Below are 17,605 nucleotides of genomic sequence, written 5' to 3'. Positions count from 1 at the left end.
CCAGCCGCATTTGAGGCGACCGGCTGCGTCGGGTCCCGCCATGATACGTTGGCCTGAAGGGGAGCAGTAAGCCGGATGTTCTTGGGCGTGCCGAAATCCATAATCATCCGATTGGGTTGGACGACCTTCGGCTATGGGGCCGTTCAAGCGATCCGACTGCTTAACAACGTCGTCTTGGCACGCCTACTCTCGCCACCGATTTTCGGCCTTATGGCGCTGGTCAATACGATACGGACCGGCGTGGAACTTTTGTCAGATCTGGGCATCCGACAGAATATCGTAAGTAGTCCTGACGGCGGTAAACCCCAGTTTTATAATACAGCGTGGACTCTGCAGGCCGTCAGGGGTCTATTTCTCGGGATAGTTTGCTTACTTGTTTCGGTACCTACAGCGCGTTTTTTTGAGCGACCCGAGCTTGCTAGCGTCCTAGCGGCCGCTTCTCTCTTCTTTGTCTTCACTGGATTTGAGTCCGCCGGGCGCTCGCTTCTTCAGAAGCAACTCAAGGTCGCTAAACTTAGTCTATTTGAGATTATAACGACGTTTATCGCCTTCGCAGCCCAAGTTGTGATCGCGCTAATCACGCCTAGCATCTGGGCACTCGTTTTGGGCGGCGTCATAGGTGCGGCCGCAAGCTTAATAGCCAGCTACCTGTTGATACCGGGGCTTCGCCATCAAATCCTGGTAGATCCCGAGAGTGCAAAGCGCTTGGTCACGTTCGGGAAGTGGGTCTTCTTTTCATCGATTATTTATTTCTTCGCGATGAATTTCGATAGGCTTTACTTCGCCAAACAGATCACATTGTCGCAGCTCGGCGTTTACGGCATCGCTCGAAGCTTGGCCGATATGGTGTCGATATTCGTGCAGCGCGCGAGCACGACCGTCCTATTTCCGACGATCGCCGCGGCCAAGCTGGCTCCGATCGATTTACGGCGAAGACTTCTGAGAGGCCGCCGGACGCTGTTATTGGCCGCAGCTATTGGAATGGGTCTGTTCGCTGGCCTCTCCGGCACGATTGTAAGGATACTTTATGATCCCCGCTACCACGACGCCGCTTCGATCCTGCCGATCCTCTGCATCGGAGTTTGGTTTGGAATTCTGACTGCCACCAACGACTCGATCCTAATGGGTCTTTCCCGGCCGGCATATCCGGCGCTTTCCAATGCGGCCAAACTGATGACTTATGTGGTCGGGGTTCCCATCGCCTTTTACTTCTATGGATTTATTGCAGCCGTCGCAGTGATTAGCGCGGGTGAACTGGTGAAATATATCGCGTTATGGATCTTAAGTCGCAAAGAGCACATGCACTTCGGGCGCGATGATCTAGTACTGACTTTGGTTTTCGCTGGCACTTTCCTGACAATCCGGGCGCTCTTCGGAGGACTAACCAACGGACTCGTTCCATTTCCTTCGATCTGACGTTGGATTAGCTTGGGGATTAACCGGACGCTTCGTACGATTCTGAGACAGGCCAATGCTTTAACCACGGTTCGAAGTGGCGGAAGTCAGGCGGGGCCGCTAGATCGGAGCAGCAGTTAGCAAGAGGGGTGTTTGAATGCCTGAGGCCATGACCGCGGCACCGGCCAGGACCCGGATCGCTGTCGCGATCTGTACCTACAAGCGGAACGACTTCCTGACGCGGCTGCTTGATGCGCTGCTGGTCTGCGCCGAGCGTGTGAAGGATCGAGCCGCCGTTGGCGTCGCGATTTGTGACGACACAGCTGAGGGCCAAGCCCGCGTAGTTGCCGATGCCTTCGCTCCAAAGTTCGAACTGGGGCTCCAGTACAAGATCTCCGGCAAACAGAACATTTCCCTGGCCCGCAACACCGTCATCGAGACCGCCATGGAAATGGGCGACTGGACGGTCATGACGGACGATGATTGCGAGCCGCCGCCAGAGTGGCTTGAGGCGCTCCTCGACCTTCAACAAAAGACGGGGGCGGACGCGGTGACGGGCAGGATCGTTCGGCGGGTTCCGGAAGGCTCGCCGCGTTGGATCACCGAACAGCCCTTCCTCGAACTAGGTCAGGAAGGCCTTCCCGATGGTACCGAAATGACGGCGGCGGCGACCTTCAACTCGATGATGCCGAGCGCCTTCCTCAAGGAACATCCGGAAATCCGCTTCAAGCCGGAACTGGGGGTCATCAGCGGCGAGGACATGGTTTTCTTCCGGACATGTCGCGAAGCGGGGCTCAAGATCCGTTTCTCGGAAAAAGGCTACGTCTACGAAAACGAGCCTGCGGATCGCGCCACCTTTGGATATCAGCTCTATGCCTACCTCTGGCACGGCAACAGCTCTTATGTGGCCAGCGTCATGACGGGCGTTCCTCGCTGGCGGATGTTCGTTCACGGTTGCGGTTCCCTGGCCCGATCGATTGCACGGCCCTTCGGACGCATCGCTCGCGGCAAATCGCCCCAACTGCGCTATACTCTTGCCCTCTCGCTGCATGCGGCCGGCAAGATGCTTGGTCCGCTGGGAGTGCGGATCGACCATAAATAGCCGATGCGGATATTGTTCGCCCTTCCTGGCCTCCACCGCGTTGGTCGCGGGGCGGAGGTGGTATTCGAGTCCGTCGCTCAGCAAATCGCTGCGCGCGGCGAACATCATGTGACGCTCGTTGGGTCAGGGCAGGCGCGAGCCGATTGCGCCTACGACTTCATCCAAGTGCCGTCCGCTTCGCGTGAGCGGTTCGAGCGTTGGCCCAAGATCCCGTTCTTAAGGCATGAGTTCATGTACGAGGAACTCACCTTCGCTGCCTCGCTGACCGCGCTCCCTGCCGTCGGCAAGGCCGACGTGACGATGACTTGCAGTTACCCGTACACGAATTGGGCCCTGCGCCGGCCGCGACTGGGCAAGCGCCCGCAGCATGTGTTCGTGACTCAGAACGGCGATTGGCCAGCGGCGGAACGCGGAGCCGAAGCACGGTTCTTCGGCTGCGACGGCCTGATCTGCACCAATCCGCTGTATTACGAGCGCAACCGCAAGAATTGGCCTTCAACGCTGATCCCCAACGGCGTCGATCCTGGCCGTTTTTATCCCGGACCCGAGCGCAAGGCCGAACTGGGCCTGCCCACCGACCGCCCTGTGATCCTGATGGTGAGCGCGCTCGAAGCCGGCAAAAGGGTTTTGGAGGCAATGCGAGCCGTCGCCGCTGTTCGCAACGCCTATCTGCTCGTCGCCGGCGACGGAGCGCTCCGCGACGAAGTTGACCGGCTCGCAGCCGACTTGCTGCCGGGGCGGTTCAGACGCGCGACCTTCACGCACGAGCAAATGCCGGACCTGTACCGGAGCGCTGACCTGTTCCTGCACACGAAGATCCGCGAATCCTTCGGCAACGTCTATGTCGAGGCACTAAGCAGCGGCACCCCGATCGTCGCTCACGATGATGAGGTGACGCGGTGGATCCTCGGCGATCACGCAACCTTGGTCGACACAACGTCGGAGGCGGCGCTCACAAGAGCGATCGCGGACACATTGGCCAAGCCGAAGGCGCCGGCCGAAGCAGCCGCATGGGCGCAGGCGCGCTACTCGTGGGACGTGATCGCCGGAAAATACGTTGATTTCTTTACGGACGTTCTGGAGAAGGCGCGTCCGTCCAGGGCTCCACAGCCTATACCGCGCACCAGTCAGGGGGCCCAGTCTTGAACGCGCCCAGCGTCGTCACCAGCACGCCAATCCGGGCCGCCATCGTCGGAACCGGCTATATCGCCGACTTCCATGCTCGCGGTATCCAGAATGCGGAAGGCGTCGAGCTCGTTGCTGTCTGCGACGCCAATGACACTGTCGCGAAGGCGTTCGCTGCCGGTTGGGGCGTCGCGGCCTACCATTCGCTCGAGACCATGCTCACCGAGCAGCGCATCGATGCCTTGCACGTGCTGGTGCCGCCCAATCTACATCACGGGCTCGCGAAGACTGCTCTGGAGGCAGGGGTCAACGTGCTCCTCGAGAAGCCGATGTGCATCTCGACCGAGCAAACAAGCGAACTGCTCGCCATCGCAACGGCTAAGGGCCTCAAAGTGGGCGTCAACCACAGCATGCTCTACGAGGGTGCGTTCCGCCGGCTGCGAGAGCAGGTCCGCAGCGGGGCGCTGGGACCGCTCGACCATGTGACATTCAACTATTTCCTGGAACTCGCCTTCATCCGATTTGGGCCGTTCAACAATTGGATGCTGCGAGAGCCCGGCAATGTGCTGCTCGAAATCGGACCGCACCCGATCTCCGGCCTCGTCGACCTCGTCGGCGTCCCTGACGAGATCGAAGTTACTGCCGACCGCGACATCGTTCTGCCGGGCGGTGCGCGGGTCTACCGGCGCTGGCGCATTCACGCTCGCGCAGGACGGATGGCCGCCGACGTGAACATGGAGCTTGGTCCCGGATTCCCGCAGCGGACGGTCGCGGTTCGCGGCCTGCTTGGAACGGCATTCGCCGACTTGGATGCGAATACTTGCACCATCGATAAGCGGACCACTGCGGCCCTAGATTTCGACCGCAATCGGCGCAGCGTTTCGACTGCATCCCAGATCCGCGATCAGGCTCGCGCCACGCTGACCGACTATATCCTTTCCAAGGCCAAGCTTCGGAAGCGCGGCAACCCGTATCAGGCATCCCTCCTCGACAGCGTCGCAAGTTTCTACGAGGGCCTGCGCTCGCCCGCTGGGCTCGATGATCGCGTGAGTGGCACCTTCGGCCGGGAGGTGATCGAGACGTGCGAGAAGATCATCGCCAAGGCGAAGCTGAAAGGCCGCGTCGAACAGGCGCCTCGTCCAGCGATCACGGGACTGAAGCCAACCGTGCTCGTTCTTGGCGGCACCGGCTTCATCGGTCGTCAGCTGATTAAGCAGCTGCTCGACAAGGGCTATTCAGTACGGGCAGCAGCCCGCGGATCGAGCCTGCAGTTGGAGGAGCTCGGTAGCGACCGTCTCGAGATCGTCCGAGCCGACATGCGTTCACCGGCTGATCTCGATCGCATTCTCGACGGCATCGAAACCGTGTTCCACCTCGCGACGTCGGACGCCAAATCGTGGCCCGAGTTCATGGAGAAGGAAGTCGAACCAGCGGGCGCTCTCGCTCGCGCATGCCTGGATCGCGGGATCAAGAGGCTGATCTACACCGGGACGATCGATTCATACTACGCGGGCGGCCGAGCTGGCACGATCACGGAATCGACGCCGCTCGATCCAAAGATCAAGCGCCGCAACAATTACGCGCGGGCAAAGGCGGCTGTCGAAGACCTGCTGACCGAAATGCACCGGAAGGAAGGCCTACCGCTGGTGATCCTTCGGCCCGGCATCGTGATCGGCCGCGGTGGCAATCCTTTCCATTGGGGTGTCGGCAAATGGTCGTCCGAAGGCGTCGTCGAGACATGGGGCGACGGCACGAACAAGCTTCCCCTGGTCCTCGTAGATGATGTCGCTGCGGGCCTCGTCCGCGCGATGGAAGTGCCGGGCATCGAAGGCCGGTCCTACAATCTGATCGACAAGCCGATGCTTTCGGCTCGCGATTATATCGCCGGCGTAGAGCGGCTTGGCGGCTTCAAGATCGACGTCCACTCGGGATCGATCGGGCGCTTCTATCTTAGCGATCTGATGAAATGGCCGATCAAACGTGCCGTCGGCCATCCGGACGGCGTGCGCGTGCCGAGCTACGCCGACTGGGAATCGCGAACGCAAAAGGCCGTGTTCGACTGCACGCGCACGCGGCAAGAGCTTGGTTGGGAGCCCATCTCCGACCCGGAGCGCATGGTCAGTGAGGGTATCGCCGGCTCAATGGCCGTCTGGCTCGCTGCGCGAGGCTGAGTGCTCGAGGCCAGTCATTCGATGGTACCGCTTCAGGTCGCCTACGTAATGACGCATTACCCGCGCGTCGCCCTCACCTACATCGCGGGCGAGGTTGACGAGGTGGAGCGGGGTGGCGGCCGGATTTTTCCGATCGTCATGAACCGGCCCGGACCGGAAGATCTGACTACCGATGAGGCGAAGGAGCGCGAGCGTAAGAGCCTCTATCTCAAAGCGTCGCCCGGCCGCATCGCCGGGGATCTATTTGCCTGCTTGATGGCGCACCCCATCAAGACGGCCAAGCTCACGCTAAAGGCGCTGAAGTCGGCTCGTTCGGACGTCGGATTGATGGTTAAGCGCTTTGGGCACCTTTGCTATGCGGCGACCGCGGCCCGCCATTGCCGGGAAAATGGGATTCGGCATCTCCACGCACAGTTCGGACTGTCACCCGCTACGATCGCTTGGTTCGCGTCCGAGATACTCAATTTCGATCCGCGCACTCGCTCCACCTGGAGCTTCACGATTCATGGTTTCCATGACTTCGTCGATGAAAACGTCGCGCGGCTAGACCTCAAGGCGGCCTCGGCCAGCTTTGTGATCTGCGTCAGCGACTTCACGAAATCGCAGCTCTGCCGCGTCAGCGATCCCCGACACTGGGACCGCTTCCACGTGGTTCGCTGCGGCATCGACTTAGCCGCCTTCCCTCAGCGCACGCCCCGGCCAATGCGCGCGGTTCCCCGCGTCGTCATCGTGGGCCGACTCTCACCGGAGAAGGGCCACGCAATCCTTCTCGAAGCCGTGCGAAAGCTTGCGGACGACGACATCGTGGTCGAGGTCGAGATCATCGGCGACGGCCCCTTCGCTGACGCCATCCGCAGTCGAGCGGAGACCCTCGGCATTGCTGAGCAGCTAATCTTCACGGGCGAGCTGTTGCCTGACGAAGTGTCTAAGCGTCTCGCGGACGCCGACATTTTCTGCATGGCGTCCTTCGCCGAAGGCCTGCCGATCTCCATCATGGAGGCGATGGCGGTGGGAGTGCCTGTCGTCAGCACTTGGATCGGCGGTATTCCGGAGCTCGCGATGAACGAAGTCACGGCCATGACTGTGCCGCCGGGCAACAGCGATGCTCTAGCGACAGCAATCAAGCGACTCACTAGCGACCCAGCTCTTTGCGAGCGGCTTACCGCCGCGGGCCGGGGAGCAGTCGAGCACATGCACTCCCGCACCACGAACGGAGCGGAGCTGACGGCGATCTATCGGTCGTTGCTCGCGAAGGTTCCTGCATGACCGACCGACCTTTTCGTACAGGCGTGATAGGTTGCGGCGCCATCGCGCACGAACATCTCGCTTATCTGGGATCGTCGCCGCGAGTTGACCTCGTCGCTGTTTGCGATGCCTCCAAGGCAACAGCATCGTTCATGCGCGAGCGCTTCCGAGCCAAGGCTTGGTTCACCGACGCGGATTCAATGCTGAAGGAAGTGCGTCCCGAGGTCGTCCATGTGCTGACCCCACCCCAAACGCATGACTCACTGGTTCGGATGAGCCTTGAGGCCGGCGCGCATGTCATCTGCGAGAAGCCGATGAGCGGCACGTCGGCCGAAACGGAGGCCTTGCTAGCTGAAGCTCGACGGCTCGGTCGAACGCTGATCGAGAGCCGCAACTTGCTGTTCAACGATGTGACGATCGCGATCGATCGCATGGTGGCCGATGGCCAACTCGGATCCGTCCGGGAAGTCGATGTGCTCCTGTCCCTGGATCTTACCGCCGGCCCGTTCGGCGATCTCAACCTTAGCGGACCAGGTGTGGCGCTCCCCGGCGGCGCGGTTCACGACTTCCTGCCGCACCTCGCTTATCTGTTCCTCCATTTCGCGGCTAACCAAGCCGACGCAGGCAAGGTCACGGGTTTCCTCGAAAACCGCAGCGGGAATCTTCGAGTTGGCTACGATCACCTCGATGCATTGATCGAGGCCGGAGATGTGCGCGGCCGACTCCGGATCGCGTCGGACGTAGCCCCGCCTGCCTTTCGGTTGATCGTGCGCGGGACGGAACGATCGGCCGAGTCAGATCTCTACAACCCTTTCCTGCGGGTCGAGGGCGGTGCGAACACCGGCAAGCGAGCACCCCTTGAGCAGATCAGTTCCGGTATGAAGCTCGCCCGGTCCGGCGTCCGGAATTTCTTGGACAAGGTCCGTCAGCATGGGACCTATCATGGAATGCCGCGCATGCTCGACGCCATCTACGGCGCCTTACAAAGCGGTGAAACGCCTCCGATCAATGAAGCTGAGATGATCGCAACAGCGCGTCTCGTAGATCGCATCGTTGGGCTTGGAAAAGCCCAATGAAGGTTCTGGTCACTGGCGCATCCGGCTTTCTTGGCCGCGAAGTTGTTCGGGCAGCCAGCGCCGCTGGCCATGATGTGCTGGCGCTTGTCAGGCCCACAGCCAACGTCGATGCACTCGACTGGCCCAACGACGTTCGCGTGCTCAGGGGCGACCTCCGGCAGGTGGGCGATTGGTCGACGCAACTTGACGGTGTGGAAGCGGTCGCTCACCTCGCTGCGGCGCCAAGTGGCGATTTGCCCACGCAGTTCTCGGGAACGGTCGTAGCGACCGAGAACTTGCTTCGATTCCTGCCAATGAGCTCGCTCCACCGCTTCGTCCACGTCAGCTCGTTCTCAGTCTACGATTACGAGTCAGTCGGATGGAGCGGCACATTGAGCGAAGCGACGCCGGTGGACCCTGTTCCCGAGAAGAGGGACGCCTACACCATCACGAAGATTGAGCAGGAGCGCCTGGTCCGGCAAGCGTGCAAGGTCGCAGGCACGCCACTCGTGGTCATCCGTCCCGGCGCGATCATTGGGCCCGGGAAAGACTGGGGCTTCGGTCGCGTAATCTCTCTCGGGCGATTCGATGTGCTCTTCTCGCCTTGGGCGAAGTTCCCGCTGACCTATGTCTCCAATTGCGCCGAAGCGATCGTCAAAGCGCTCGACGCGGACGTTAAGTCCGGCAGCATCTTCAACATCGTAGACGACCAACTACCAACCTATGGCGCCTATCACCGCATGGGCCGACAAATCCCCGGCGCGAGCGTAGGGCCTGCGATTTACGTGCCGTGGATCGGAGTCATCCTTCTTGGCGGAGCGGTGTCTCTGGTAAATCGGATGGCGTTCCGCGGCCGAGCGAAGGTTCCTGAGTTTCTGGACAGCCGGAAGCAGCGAGTCCGCTGGCGCCCGATGTCTTACAGTAATCGCGCCGCGAAACAGGATCTCGGCTGGTCACCAACCGTTCCGCTACAAGCAGCTCTGCTGAATACCATTGGCCGCGAGGGTGCCGCATGAATGTTCTCCAACGCATCTTGAGCGGCCTGAGTCGGCGCCTGGAGAAAACCAATTTGACCTTCGGACTTCGGGAAGCAGCGATCGTGTCCATCGTTGGCATCGCGATTGCCACCGCCGTCGCTTGTCATTTCGCAGCCTGATCAGCGGCCCGTCCGCAGCCACTCCTTCGGCGCGCCGCTGCGCACAAGGCCTAGGTACATCGGGATTTTCCAGAGCACGTAAAGCGGCAGCCGCAGGAGCGTCGACCCGGACGCGAAACGGCGTCCCTCCCTCGCCCAGGCCAGGACCAGCAACCCGAAGGCAAGCAGCCCGACAACGAACTGGGTGAGAAGCGGCCATGCCGCAGCCCCGAACGCGAGGCCAAGGGCGCCCGCTAGGAAGGCCATTGCGTTCAGAACGAAGAGTAAGGCCAGAGGCGGGATGCAAAGGTCGAGAGCCGCGAAGACTCCCCGCATGTCCAGACGCGCCAGGCTTCTGCCGAGCGCGCGTGGCGCTGTCTTCAGCGCCGTAGCCATAAAGCCACCTTCCCAGCGACGACGCTGAACTAGTGTGCCCGCTGCGGATGCCGATGGGCTCCAAACGGTCGCACCCTCCACTAACAATGGCGGCGCCGATCTTTCCGCGAGCTCGAGGCCAAGCGCCAGATCCTCGACAATGTTCGAGCCTCCCAGATCGGCGGTTTCGAAGATCGCCCACGGAAGCGCCATGCCGGTTCCTGTGAGGTGAGCCCTTCCCGCGAGGCGCTGCAAGGCGCGCTGCCGGATGAGGTTTTTGATCACGAAGGCGAACGTCGAGATCTGCACCATCGCGGGCGCGGACAGGTCCGGCATGAGCAGGTTCACTGCCTGGCAGGCACGGCCAGCAACGCCGGTCGCCGCAAGGGCACGAAGGCTCGTGGCGTCGATGCGGCAATCGGCATCGAGCACGATCACGACATCCGGCGGGCCGCCACGCAAATGATCGCGCGCAGCCGCGAGTGCAAAGCCTTTTCCCCGGTGTTCCGGGTCATTGCGAACGATGACATTGGCCCCCGCAGATCGAGCAGCTGCGGCGGTATTGTCCGAGCAATTGTCAGCGACGAGCATGATGTGGAAATCGTCGCCAGCCTCTCGCTTGAGGTCCGATACCGTGCGGCCGATCACGGCTCCTTCATCGTGTGCCGGTATGAGGATAGTCGCCGTCCTAGCCCCCGCTGACACTAAGGGGGACTTCAGGGTTTTGATGCCAATGGCCAGTTCCAGCGAAAAAAAAGCCGTGACTACAACCACGGGCGCAAGAACGACTGCAACGATTAGGGTTACTAAGCTCAAGGTCTGTCCGCTGCTTGGCTGTGGCATCCGATCATATGCACGGACGCTTACCCAAAAGCGAATGGTCTGATTTTGGGTCATTAGGATGGCTCAGGGCCCTCATTGACTGCTTGCAGGCCAACCGCTGCCAGTTTAGCGTATTAGAGACTTGGGAGAGGTTAGCGGTTTGATAATGCGTGGGTTCTGCCTTGCTCCTCGTTAAGACGGAGCCGCCCAGCGCGCTGCAGCGCAACGCCCGTTGGCCTCAGCTCGTATTTCTTGTCGGGCTGGCAGCAATCCTGCTGCCCACGATGTACGATGTGGCCCGGCTCACCTGGACGACGGAACAGGGTGGCCACGCGCCGATCATCGTCGCGACGGGCCTATGGCTGCTCTGGCGTGAGCTCAAAAGCACAACAGTCAAGGCTCGCCCCGGGAACATCTGGCTGGGCTCAATCGCCTTAGTCGGCCTGCTCCTGCTTTACGCGGCCGCGCGCATTACCGGCATCCTCGAGATCGAGGGCGTCGTCATGTACGCCTCGATCATTGCCGCCTTCTATCTTCTGGTGGGCGGGCCGCTCCTTCGAGCTCTCTGGTTTCCGATCGTCTATTTGGCCGTCGCCCTACCACCACCCGACACCTTGGTCAGCCTGATCACGCAGCCGCTTAAGATCGGGATTTCGGAGTCGGCCGTCTCGCTGCTTCACGCGCTGGGATATCCAATCGCCAGTTCGGGCGTCACAATCCAGATCGCGAATTATCAACTGCTGGTTGCGGCCGCCTGCGCGGGCCTGAACTCGATCATCACGCTTTCGGCGATCTGCCTCTTTTACGTCTACCTTCGCCACCGGTCGGACCTCGCGTCCTTCCTGATCGTCGGACTGCTGATTGTGCCCGTCGCCATTTTCTCGAACTTCATGCGGGTGATGATCCTTGTCCTCATCACTTATTATATGGGTGAAGCAGCAGCTCAGGGCTTCCTTCACGAGTTCGCGGGCCTGACAGTTTTCATGGTCGCCCTCCTGTCGATCATCGGCGTAGACGCTCTGTTCACGAGTCTCCGGGCTCGCCGGAAAGTCGCCATCGCATGAGCGCTGAATTCCCACCCGTCCCTACGCCGCAGCTGTCGAGGCGCGAGGTCGTTGCCGGGCTTGCAATGCTTTCCGCTGCCGGGCTCGCTGCCGCGCGCAAACCGGACATCAAGGTCGATTATTTGGGCAATCATAAGCTCGAAGACATAGTCCCAAAGCAGATCGGTCGATGGAAGTTCGAGACAACTAGCGGACTGGTGATCCCGCCGGAGGACCAGCTCTCCCTCGCGCTTTACAGCCAACTGCTGACCCGCGTGTATGATGACGGCAACGGCCCAATCATGCTGCTTATCGCCTATAGCGCCAGCCAGAACGGCTTCTTGCAGGTGCACCGTCCGGAGTTCTGTTACACGGCCGGGGGCTTCACCTTGTCCGACTTCGCGCACCACGAGGTTCAGCTAAGTTCGGAAAAAATTCTCAAAACAAACACCCTGACGGCGACGCGCGACGGCGGCGGAGAGAAGCTGCTCTACTGGGTGCGGATCGGCAACCACATCCCGTTGAGCTGGGCCAGGCAGAAGCTCGTCTTCGCCGAAGACAATCTTCGCAAACTGGTTCCCGACTCCGCCTTGATCCGCGTCTCAACGCCGCTCGGTCGTGAACGGGCCATTGAGAATATCGACGAGTTCATCCGCGAAATGGTGGCATCCATCGCGCCGCCACTCAGGCGGGTCCTGGTAGCCTGAGGCTCAGGTCCGCGGCCAGATCTTGAAGGGCCGCAGAAAATACAAAATGAAAAGGATGGTCGCGGCGATCAATGGAATCGCCAGCAGGTGCATGCCCTTGTTGCCCAGCCAGTTCGAGACTGCGCATCCTAAGCCTGCACCCAAGTAGAGCAGCAATGAATCATGCTGCGGTGCGGTCTGCTCTTCGGAAGTCGAACGCTGCACAAACAGCACGACGAGTCCCGCAAAAATGGCGACGGTGACCCAATCGTAGACGGTCTCCACTGCAGCTTCTCCCCTTCTGTTGTTTCTTTATCTGCCATGCTATGCCGATGATTGTCTAATTCTTAAGCGGGGCGTTCACGTGAAGTATGGGATTCTCGCCGCTGTTGCGGTCACCCTTTTGGTCTCGGGTTGCCAGCGTAAGCCCGAAGGTCAAACAGTCGCCGTTGTAAACGGCAAAGAGATCACCGTCCCCGACCTGAACTTCGCGCTCGATCTTGCGAAGGTTCCCGAAGGAGCCGACCGCAACAAGGCTCGCGTACAGGTCCTTCAACAATTGGTGGACCGCCGCCTCCTCGCGGAGCAGGCGAGCAAGGAAGGCATCGACAAGTCGCCTGAATATCTGAACCGCGAACGTCGCGCTGATGAGGATTTGCTCATCTCGATGCTAGCCGACCGTCGCTTGAACACGGCGCAGCTGCCCTCGGATCGCGAAATTCAGTCATTCATAGCGACGCATCCGGAGATGTTCGCCAATCGTGAGACCTGGGACCTCGACCAGATTCGCTTCAACAAGCCGACGGACGCGAGCGCCCTTGCTGCAATCAAGGATGCTAAGACAATGGATGCGCTGCTTGCAGCGCTACAGAGTCACAAGATCGCCTTCCAAAGGCAAAAGAACCGGCTCGATACGGCCATAGTGCCGCCTGAGCTCTATTCGAAGCTCAAGAGCCTGCCCCCAAGCGAGCCATTCTCGATCCAGCTCGGAAATGTGGTCGTGGTAAATGCAATCACAGGCCGAGAGCCGCACCCGATTACCGGGGATCAGGCCAAGCCCGTCGCCGTTCAGGCAATCCGCAAGGCGCAGACGGCCAAGGCACTGCAGGGAACACTCAAGTCGCTCAGGGACTCGGCCAAGATTGAATATCAGCCGGGTTATGCACCGCCGCCGCCTGCAGCAGCCAAGAAAGGCTAAGGCGGCACTTCATGACGGAGGAGGTTCGGTGAGCCTCCTCTGACACCATATTTAGAACTGCGCGAAAGCCCCTCTAGTCCTCGCGGCGCTCTCTGCCGTAACCTGAATAATAGCCGGCGGCGTAATAGTCATCGACGCCGTAGCCCTCGCTCATCAGGCCACCCTTGTACTTGTTGAGGATCACGCCGGCGAGCTTTTGAACGCCCATCAGGGCGATCACGTCCTTGACCTCTCGGGTCGTTGTTCTGCCTTCCTCGGCGACCACAATATATCCGTCCAGCCGCGCCATGGTGGTCACTGCATCGTCGTTGGCGAACACAGGCGGAAGATCGACTACGTAGAGGCTGTTGTCCGGTGCATTCCGCATTGTGCGAAGCAGCGTTTGGGCGCGTTCGCCAGCAAGCAGTTCGGCAGAACGGATGGGACCGGGCGTTGTCGGAAGGATCATCAAGCGCTCGCCCTCAAGGGCGTAAGCAGATGGGACATCTGCGCCGGGCTCGCGCTGCAGATATGAGCGGATGCTCACTTTGGGCTCGATGTTGAACAGGCCTGTCAGCGAAGCCCTGCGAAGGTCCAGGTCCACCACCGTTGTATCGAACCGAGGGTCCCTGCTGAGCGCCGCTGCCACGTTCGCAGAAATGAACGACTTGCCGACTTTCGGGGTAGCGGAAAGCACGCCGAACAGCCGCCAGCCACGCTGCGAGCGAAGCTCGTGCATCTTGGCGCGGATCATGTTGAATGGCCGGGACCGGGCATCGAGGCTGTCGAAGCCGTAGATCCCCCGTGCCTCGGCGATCGCTGAGTCCCACGGAAGAGCTTGAGCGCCCTTGAGCGTTGGCAACGTCAGAACCGGGAGTGAATTTCCTTCCACGCCCCCGTTCCCCTGATCCGTCGTTTCGTAAGACAATGGGCTACGCAAGCTCCGCCTCCGGGCGGCGAAACCAGGGCCACCGCCGCCGTTTTGGCCCACGTTCAATGATTGGAACGATTCCGACGACCGGGACACCGAGGCCCTCGATTTGGATCGGACTGCGCACCGGACGCTTGAGCAGCTCAACGATCAGCGCCAGCAAAAGGCCGAGGAAAGCGCCAGCAAGAGCTCCCCCGCCGATCACCAATGGGCGGTTTGGCCAATGCGGATGGTCAGGAAGGTTAGCAGGCTCCACAAGCGAAAGGCGCTCGGCCCGCTGTTCTCCAGCCATACGGGCGCTGTTCTGCGCCTTGAGAAGATCGTCCGAGACCTTCTTATATTGATCGCGCAACTGGGTGGCCCGACCCTCGAGCTGCGACGCCTGCTCGAGGATCGCGGGAGCGCGTGACAGCCCAGCGGCGTTCGCATTAACCCTCGCAATCGCGGCGTCGCGTTGCCCGCGTAGGATACCGATCGCCTGGTTATTCGCCGCGATCTGCTCGCGGATCACATCATTACCGGACGAAACGGGATTCTGCGCAGCTTGTGCCCGAAGCGTTTGGAGTCTTTCACGGGCCGCAATCACATCCGGATGTGAGTCGGAATATTGTGCGCGAGCTGCCGTAAGCGCCGCCTCGGCAGCCGCTACGGCTCCGTCTTTCCCGCCACCGGTGCGACTTTGCACCATGAGCTGGCGGTTCTGGTTCTCGAGATCGACGATTTGAGCGCTATAGCTTCCGGTATCAATCATCGAAGGCATCCCGCCCTGCACGAGCGAAGATCCATTCCGAGCCTTCAACGACGTAATCTCGTTCTCGATTTGCCCAATCTGGCTCGCAAGCTTTTGAGCCTGATCTTGCAGGAAGCGAACCGTCAACGTCGCTTGATCTTCGACGTCGTCACTGTCCATTCGAAGGAAGCTCTGGACATAGCTTTGGAGCACTTCTTGAGCTTTGACGGGGTCTGGATACTCAAAAGTCATGTTGATCGCGACTAGATTGCTTTGGCCCGCCGAAGTGGGAGCCTTGCCAATATCGCCTTCGAGCGCCCCAACGCTCGTGGCCTTCCGCATTTTCTCGATGACTTCCGATAGAGGCTTCGATCGGCGTTCAGACGGGTATAGATCGTATTGCTCGATCAGTGCGATCAAATCGCCCCGACTCAAAACTCGCTCTCGTATTTTCGCGATTCGCTGCTCGATCATTGCCGTAGCCGGGCTCTCGGCGACGTCCGTTGGCAGTTCTTGGGACTCGATCAGCAAGGACGCAGAGGAGCGATACAAGGTTGGCAACGCGAACGCGGCGGCCGTCGACACGATCAAAAACGCAGCGAACACCGTGAAGAAGTAATATCGACGCTGCCAAATGATCGTGGGCAGGTGATTGATCATCCACCCAATGGAGGCTTCACGCGGTTCGAAGTTATGTGATTCGATCATAATAGGTCACCGAGCCGGTAACGCACGTAGACGCTGGCGTTAAAGTCGACTTTCGGGTCTGGCCCGCTTTGGAACAGTTTACGCGCTCCGCCCTGGACACCGGCATACACGCGATTCCCGATGTGTCGATCATACCCCAGCACGCCTGAGAAATAGGTGCTCTTGAAAGACTCGCCGTCGACCGAAGACGGACTGTCATAGTGAGTTGCAGATAAACTGGCCTGAATCGTTCCCTCCGGCCCCAATCGATGGAAGTAGGCGACAGAGGCATCTGTAGCGATCGAAGAGACTCTCTGCCCGCTCAGAATCCCGCTGCTGAGACCGGTTTGGGCATTGCGCGAAATCTTTCCGCATAGGCGGCTGACGGTCGTCTCATTGCACAGGGAACCCGAGAAAGACGGAGATACCGAGCTATCATTCCCCTCTTGAGTTCTCTCCTTCAGCGCGATGACGCCAACTGACGCAGCGGCGTGAAGGCTCTCGGAGAAGCGAGTATCCAGTGTGACAGCAGGATTGATGCTGTTCGACCAATCGCCGCCGGTGAAGTCCTGTCGGGCAACACCGACGTTGACGCCCACGTGGGTGCGCTCGGAGACTAAGGACGAGTAGCCGGCGCTTCCGAAGTACGAAGTGTAATTTGCATCACTGCTTTGCCCAGGAAACCAGGAATGCTGAAGCCCGGCAGCTAGGGAGACGGTACCCCTGGCGCCCGTACGGATCGAAGCGCCAACATTCCCGCTTGCCCGATACTGCCGACCGGAAAGACCGTAGAGGTCAGGATAATCCTGCGGCGGCGGAAGCGGATCACTCGGATCGATAGGCGGCGGTTGGGTGGGATAGGAGGTCAGCCGGTTCGACAATTGACCAGCATAATCACCAGAGAAAGTCGCATTTCCGTAAAGGCCAACTGTTTCACTAACGTGCTGGCTCGTGGTGGCGCCCACGATGAAGTTTTGCCGTGAGCCATATCCGCCGCTCACATAGGTGGTGTTTTCGACATAGCCGTGGATCGACGTGCTGCCAGTCTCGCTGTTCCACTGATGTGTGCCGGACGCTGAAACGCGACCGAAGATGCTGGAGCTGGAACTATACTGCGAGTTCGGGTTAGCTGAGAAACCGAGGCTAGCTGAAAGATCCAGCCAGTCGACCGTCTTGCGCGTTTCCCCACCGGTCTGACCTGTCTTCTCGTCGGTCTGACCCTGGGGAGGAGCCACTTGAGCAGCCACTGGGCCGCTCAACAGAACGGATCCCACGAGAGATGCCAGGAAGCGAGCGCAGCCGTTCGTCACGGTACCACCATCGTGTCGCCGCTCTGCATCTCAGGAATCTCAGACGAGTTCACGTGGCTGAAATCCCCCTTGAGGGCAGCGCCGACTTCCACCGGAATTGTCCGAATTTGCGGACCCACCTTTCGAATGATCCGTATCTTGCCGACCGAGGCGAACTCAGTCGGACCGCCCGCGATGCCAATGGCCTCAAGCGCGTTCACGTATCTACCGGGAGTGAAGGTGCCAGGGCTCCTGACCTTGCCGATCACCGAGAACTGATAACCGTTGGGATTCTTGATTGTCACGGTGACCTGCGGGACCGTGTCGCGGTACTGGGGTCGAAGACCCGCCGTGATCACCCGTTCGAGGTCCGACGGGAGCAAACCGGCCGCCATCACCTGCCCGACCAGCGGAAAGCTGAACGTTCCGTCGGGCAAGACCCGAACGACCTTCTGGAGCCGTTCATCGCCCCAGACCATGATCTCCAGATCGTCACCCGGGTTAACGCGGTAGGCGGGGCCCGCATTATTCGCTGGGCGAGGCGTCTGAGCCTGCGCTGAAGCAGGGGCCCACGCCCACAGAGCGAGCGCAAAGAAAACTGCTACAAACTTCTTCATGTCGAAGGACCACCCCTCCC

General features: G+C 60.3%; 16 protein-coding genes. 10 read left to right on the top strand and 6 right to left on the bottom strand.

Annotation, left to right across the window (positions count from 1 at the left end):
* The first annotated feature begins 75 nt into the window (after positions 1-75).
* The 7 genes from AC4GYV_RS02090 (at position 76) to AC4GYV_RS02060 (ending at position 9,109) form a co-directional block, all read left to right on the top strand.
* A complete protein-coding gene (locus AC4GYV_RS02090) occupies positions 76-1,416 on the top strand; it encodes an oligosaccharide flippase family protein (RefSeq protein WP_491099012.1) in 1,341 nt (446 codons plus the stop codon).
* A 136-nt stretch (positions 1,417-1,552) separates the two neighbouring features.
* Positions 1,553-2,497, top strand: a complete 945-nt coding sequence (locus AC4GYV_RS02085) for a glycosyltransferase (RefSeq protein WP_491099011.1) — start codon at positions 1,553-1,555, stop codon at positions 2,495-2,497.
* A gap of 3 nt (positions 2,498-2,500) precedes the next feature.
* On the top strand, positions 2,501-3,643 hold the full coding sequence (locus AC4GYV_RS02080; protein WP_491099010.1) for a glycosyltransferase family 4 protein: 1,143 nt from the start codon (positions 2,501-2,503) through the stop codon (positions 3,641-3,643).
* A complete protein-coding gene (locus AC4GYV_RS02075) occupies positions 3,640-5,793 on the top strand; it encodes an NAD-dependent epimerase/dehydratase family protein (protein WP_491099009.1) in 2,154 nt (717 codons plus the stop codon). The genes AC4GYV_RS02080 and AC4GYV_RS02075 overlap by 4 nt, the downstream gene beginning before the upstream one ends.
* A gap of 21 nt (positions 5,794-5,814) precedes the next feature.
* Positions 5,815-7,059, top strand: coding sequence for a glycosyltransferase family 4 protein (locus tag AC4GYV_RS02070; protein ID WP_491099008.1), 1,245 nt, complete (start codon positions 5,815-5,817; stop codon positions 7,057-7,059).
* Positions 7,056-8,114, top strand: a complete 1,059-nt coding sequence (locus AC4GYV_RS02065) for a Gfo/Idh/MocA family protein (RefSeq protein WP_491099007.1) — start codon at positions 7,056-7,058, stop codon at positions 8,112-8,114. The genes AC4GYV_RS02070 and AC4GYV_RS02065 overlap by 4 nt, the downstream gene beginning before the upstream one ends.
* The gene (locus AC4GYV_RS02060) at positions 8,111-9,109 is read left to right on the top strand and encodes an NAD-dependent epimerase/dehydratase family protein (RefSeq protein ID WP_491099006.1); all 999 of its coding nucleotides are present in this window, start codon (positions 8,111-8,113) and stop codon (positions 9,107-9,109) included. The genes AC4GYV_RS02065 and AC4GYV_RS02060 overlap by 4 nt, the downstream gene beginning before the upstream one ends.
* Positions 9,110-9,249: 140 nt before the next feature.
* Here AC4GYV_RS02060 and AC4GYV_RS02055 read toward each other — a convergent pair whose 3' ends face one another.
* The gene (locus AC4GYV_RS02055; protein WP_491099005.1) at positions 9,250-10,446 is read right to left on the bottom strand and encodes a glycosyltransferase family 2 protein; all 1,197 of its coding nucleotides are present in this window, start codon (positions 10,444-10,446) and stop codon (positions 9,250-9,252) included.
* Between the two features lie 149 nt (positions 10,447-10,595).
* Here AC4GYV_RS02055 and xrtV point away from each other — a divergent pair, with 149 nt between their 5' ends.
* Together xrtV and epsI are read left to right on the top strand one after the other, a co-directional pair.
* Entirely contained in the window at positions 10,596-11,489 is an 894-nt protein-coding gene (gene xrtV / locus AC4GYV_RS02050) for an exosortase V (RefSeq protein ID WP_491099004.1), read from the top strand.
* Positions 11,486-12,175, top strand: coding sequence for an exosortase-associated protein EpsI, V-type (epsI, locus tag AC4GYV_RS02045; protein ID WP_491099003.1), 690 nt, complete (start codon positions 11,486-11,488; stop codon positions 12,173-12,175). Before xrtV ends, epsI begins: the two co-directional genes overlap by 4 nt.
* 3 nt (positions 12,176-12,178) lie before the next feature.
* Here epsI and AC4GYV_RS02040 read toward each other — a convergent pair whose 3' ends face one another.
* A complete protein-coding gene (locus tag AC4GYV_RS02040; RefSeq protein WP_491099002.1) occupies positions 12,179-12,439 on the bottom strand; it encodes an XrtV sorting system accessory protein in 261 nt (86 codons plus the stop codon).
* A gap of 79 nt (positions 12,440-12,518) precedes the next feature.
* On the opposite strand from AC4GYV_RS02040, the gene AC4GYV_RS02035 reads away from it, so the two are divergent.
* Positions 12,519-13,352, top strand: a complete 834-nt coding sequence (locus AC4GYV_RS02035) for an EpsD family peptidyl-prolyl cis-trans isomerase (RefSeq protein ID WP_491099001.1) — start codon at positions 12,519-12,521, stop codon at positions 13,350-13,352.
* A gap of 73 nt (positions 13,353-13,425) precedes the next feature.
* Here AC4GYV_RS02035 and AC4GYV_RS02030 read toward each other — a convergent pair whose 3' ends face one another.
* The 4 genes from AC4GYV_RS02030 to AC4GYV_RS02015 are packed head-to-tail and all read right to left on the bottom strand — an operon-like array spanning position 13,426 to position 17,585.
* Positions 13,426-14,223 (bottom strand): CpsD/CapB family tyrosine-protein kinase, encoded by a 798-nt coding sequence (locus AC4GYV_RS02030; protein WP_491099000.1) that lies wholly within the window; start codon positions 14,221-14,223, stop codon positions 13,426-13,428.
* A gap of 40 nt (positions 14,224-14,263) precedes the next feature.
* Positions 14,264-15,700 (bottom strand): GumC family protein, encoded by a 1,437-nt coding sequence (locus AC4GYV_RS02025; protein WP_491098999.1) that lies wholly within the window; start codon positions 15,698-15,700, stop codon positions 14,264-14,266.
* Complete coding sequence (locus AC4GYV_RS02020) at positions 15,697-16,926, bottom strand: hypothetical protein (protein ID WP_491098998.1); 1,230 nt, start codon at positions 16,924-16,926, stop codon at positions 15,697-15,699. Before AC4GYV_RS02020 ends, AC4GYV_RS02025 begins: the two co-directional genes overlap by 4 nt.
* 59 nt (positions 16,927-16,985) lie before the next feature.
* Positions 16,986-17,585, bottom strand: coding sequence for a polysaccharide biosynthesis/export family protein (locus AC4GYV_RS02015; protein ID WP_491098997.1), 600 nt, complete (start codon positions 17,583-17,585; stop codon positions 16,986-16,988).
* Between the last annotated feature and the right edge of the window lie 20 nt (positions 17,586-17,605).

This window comes from Sphingomonas sp. SP4 (assembly GCF_058313375.1).
This window is presented reverse-complemented; position numbering and strand designations above follow the sequence as displayed.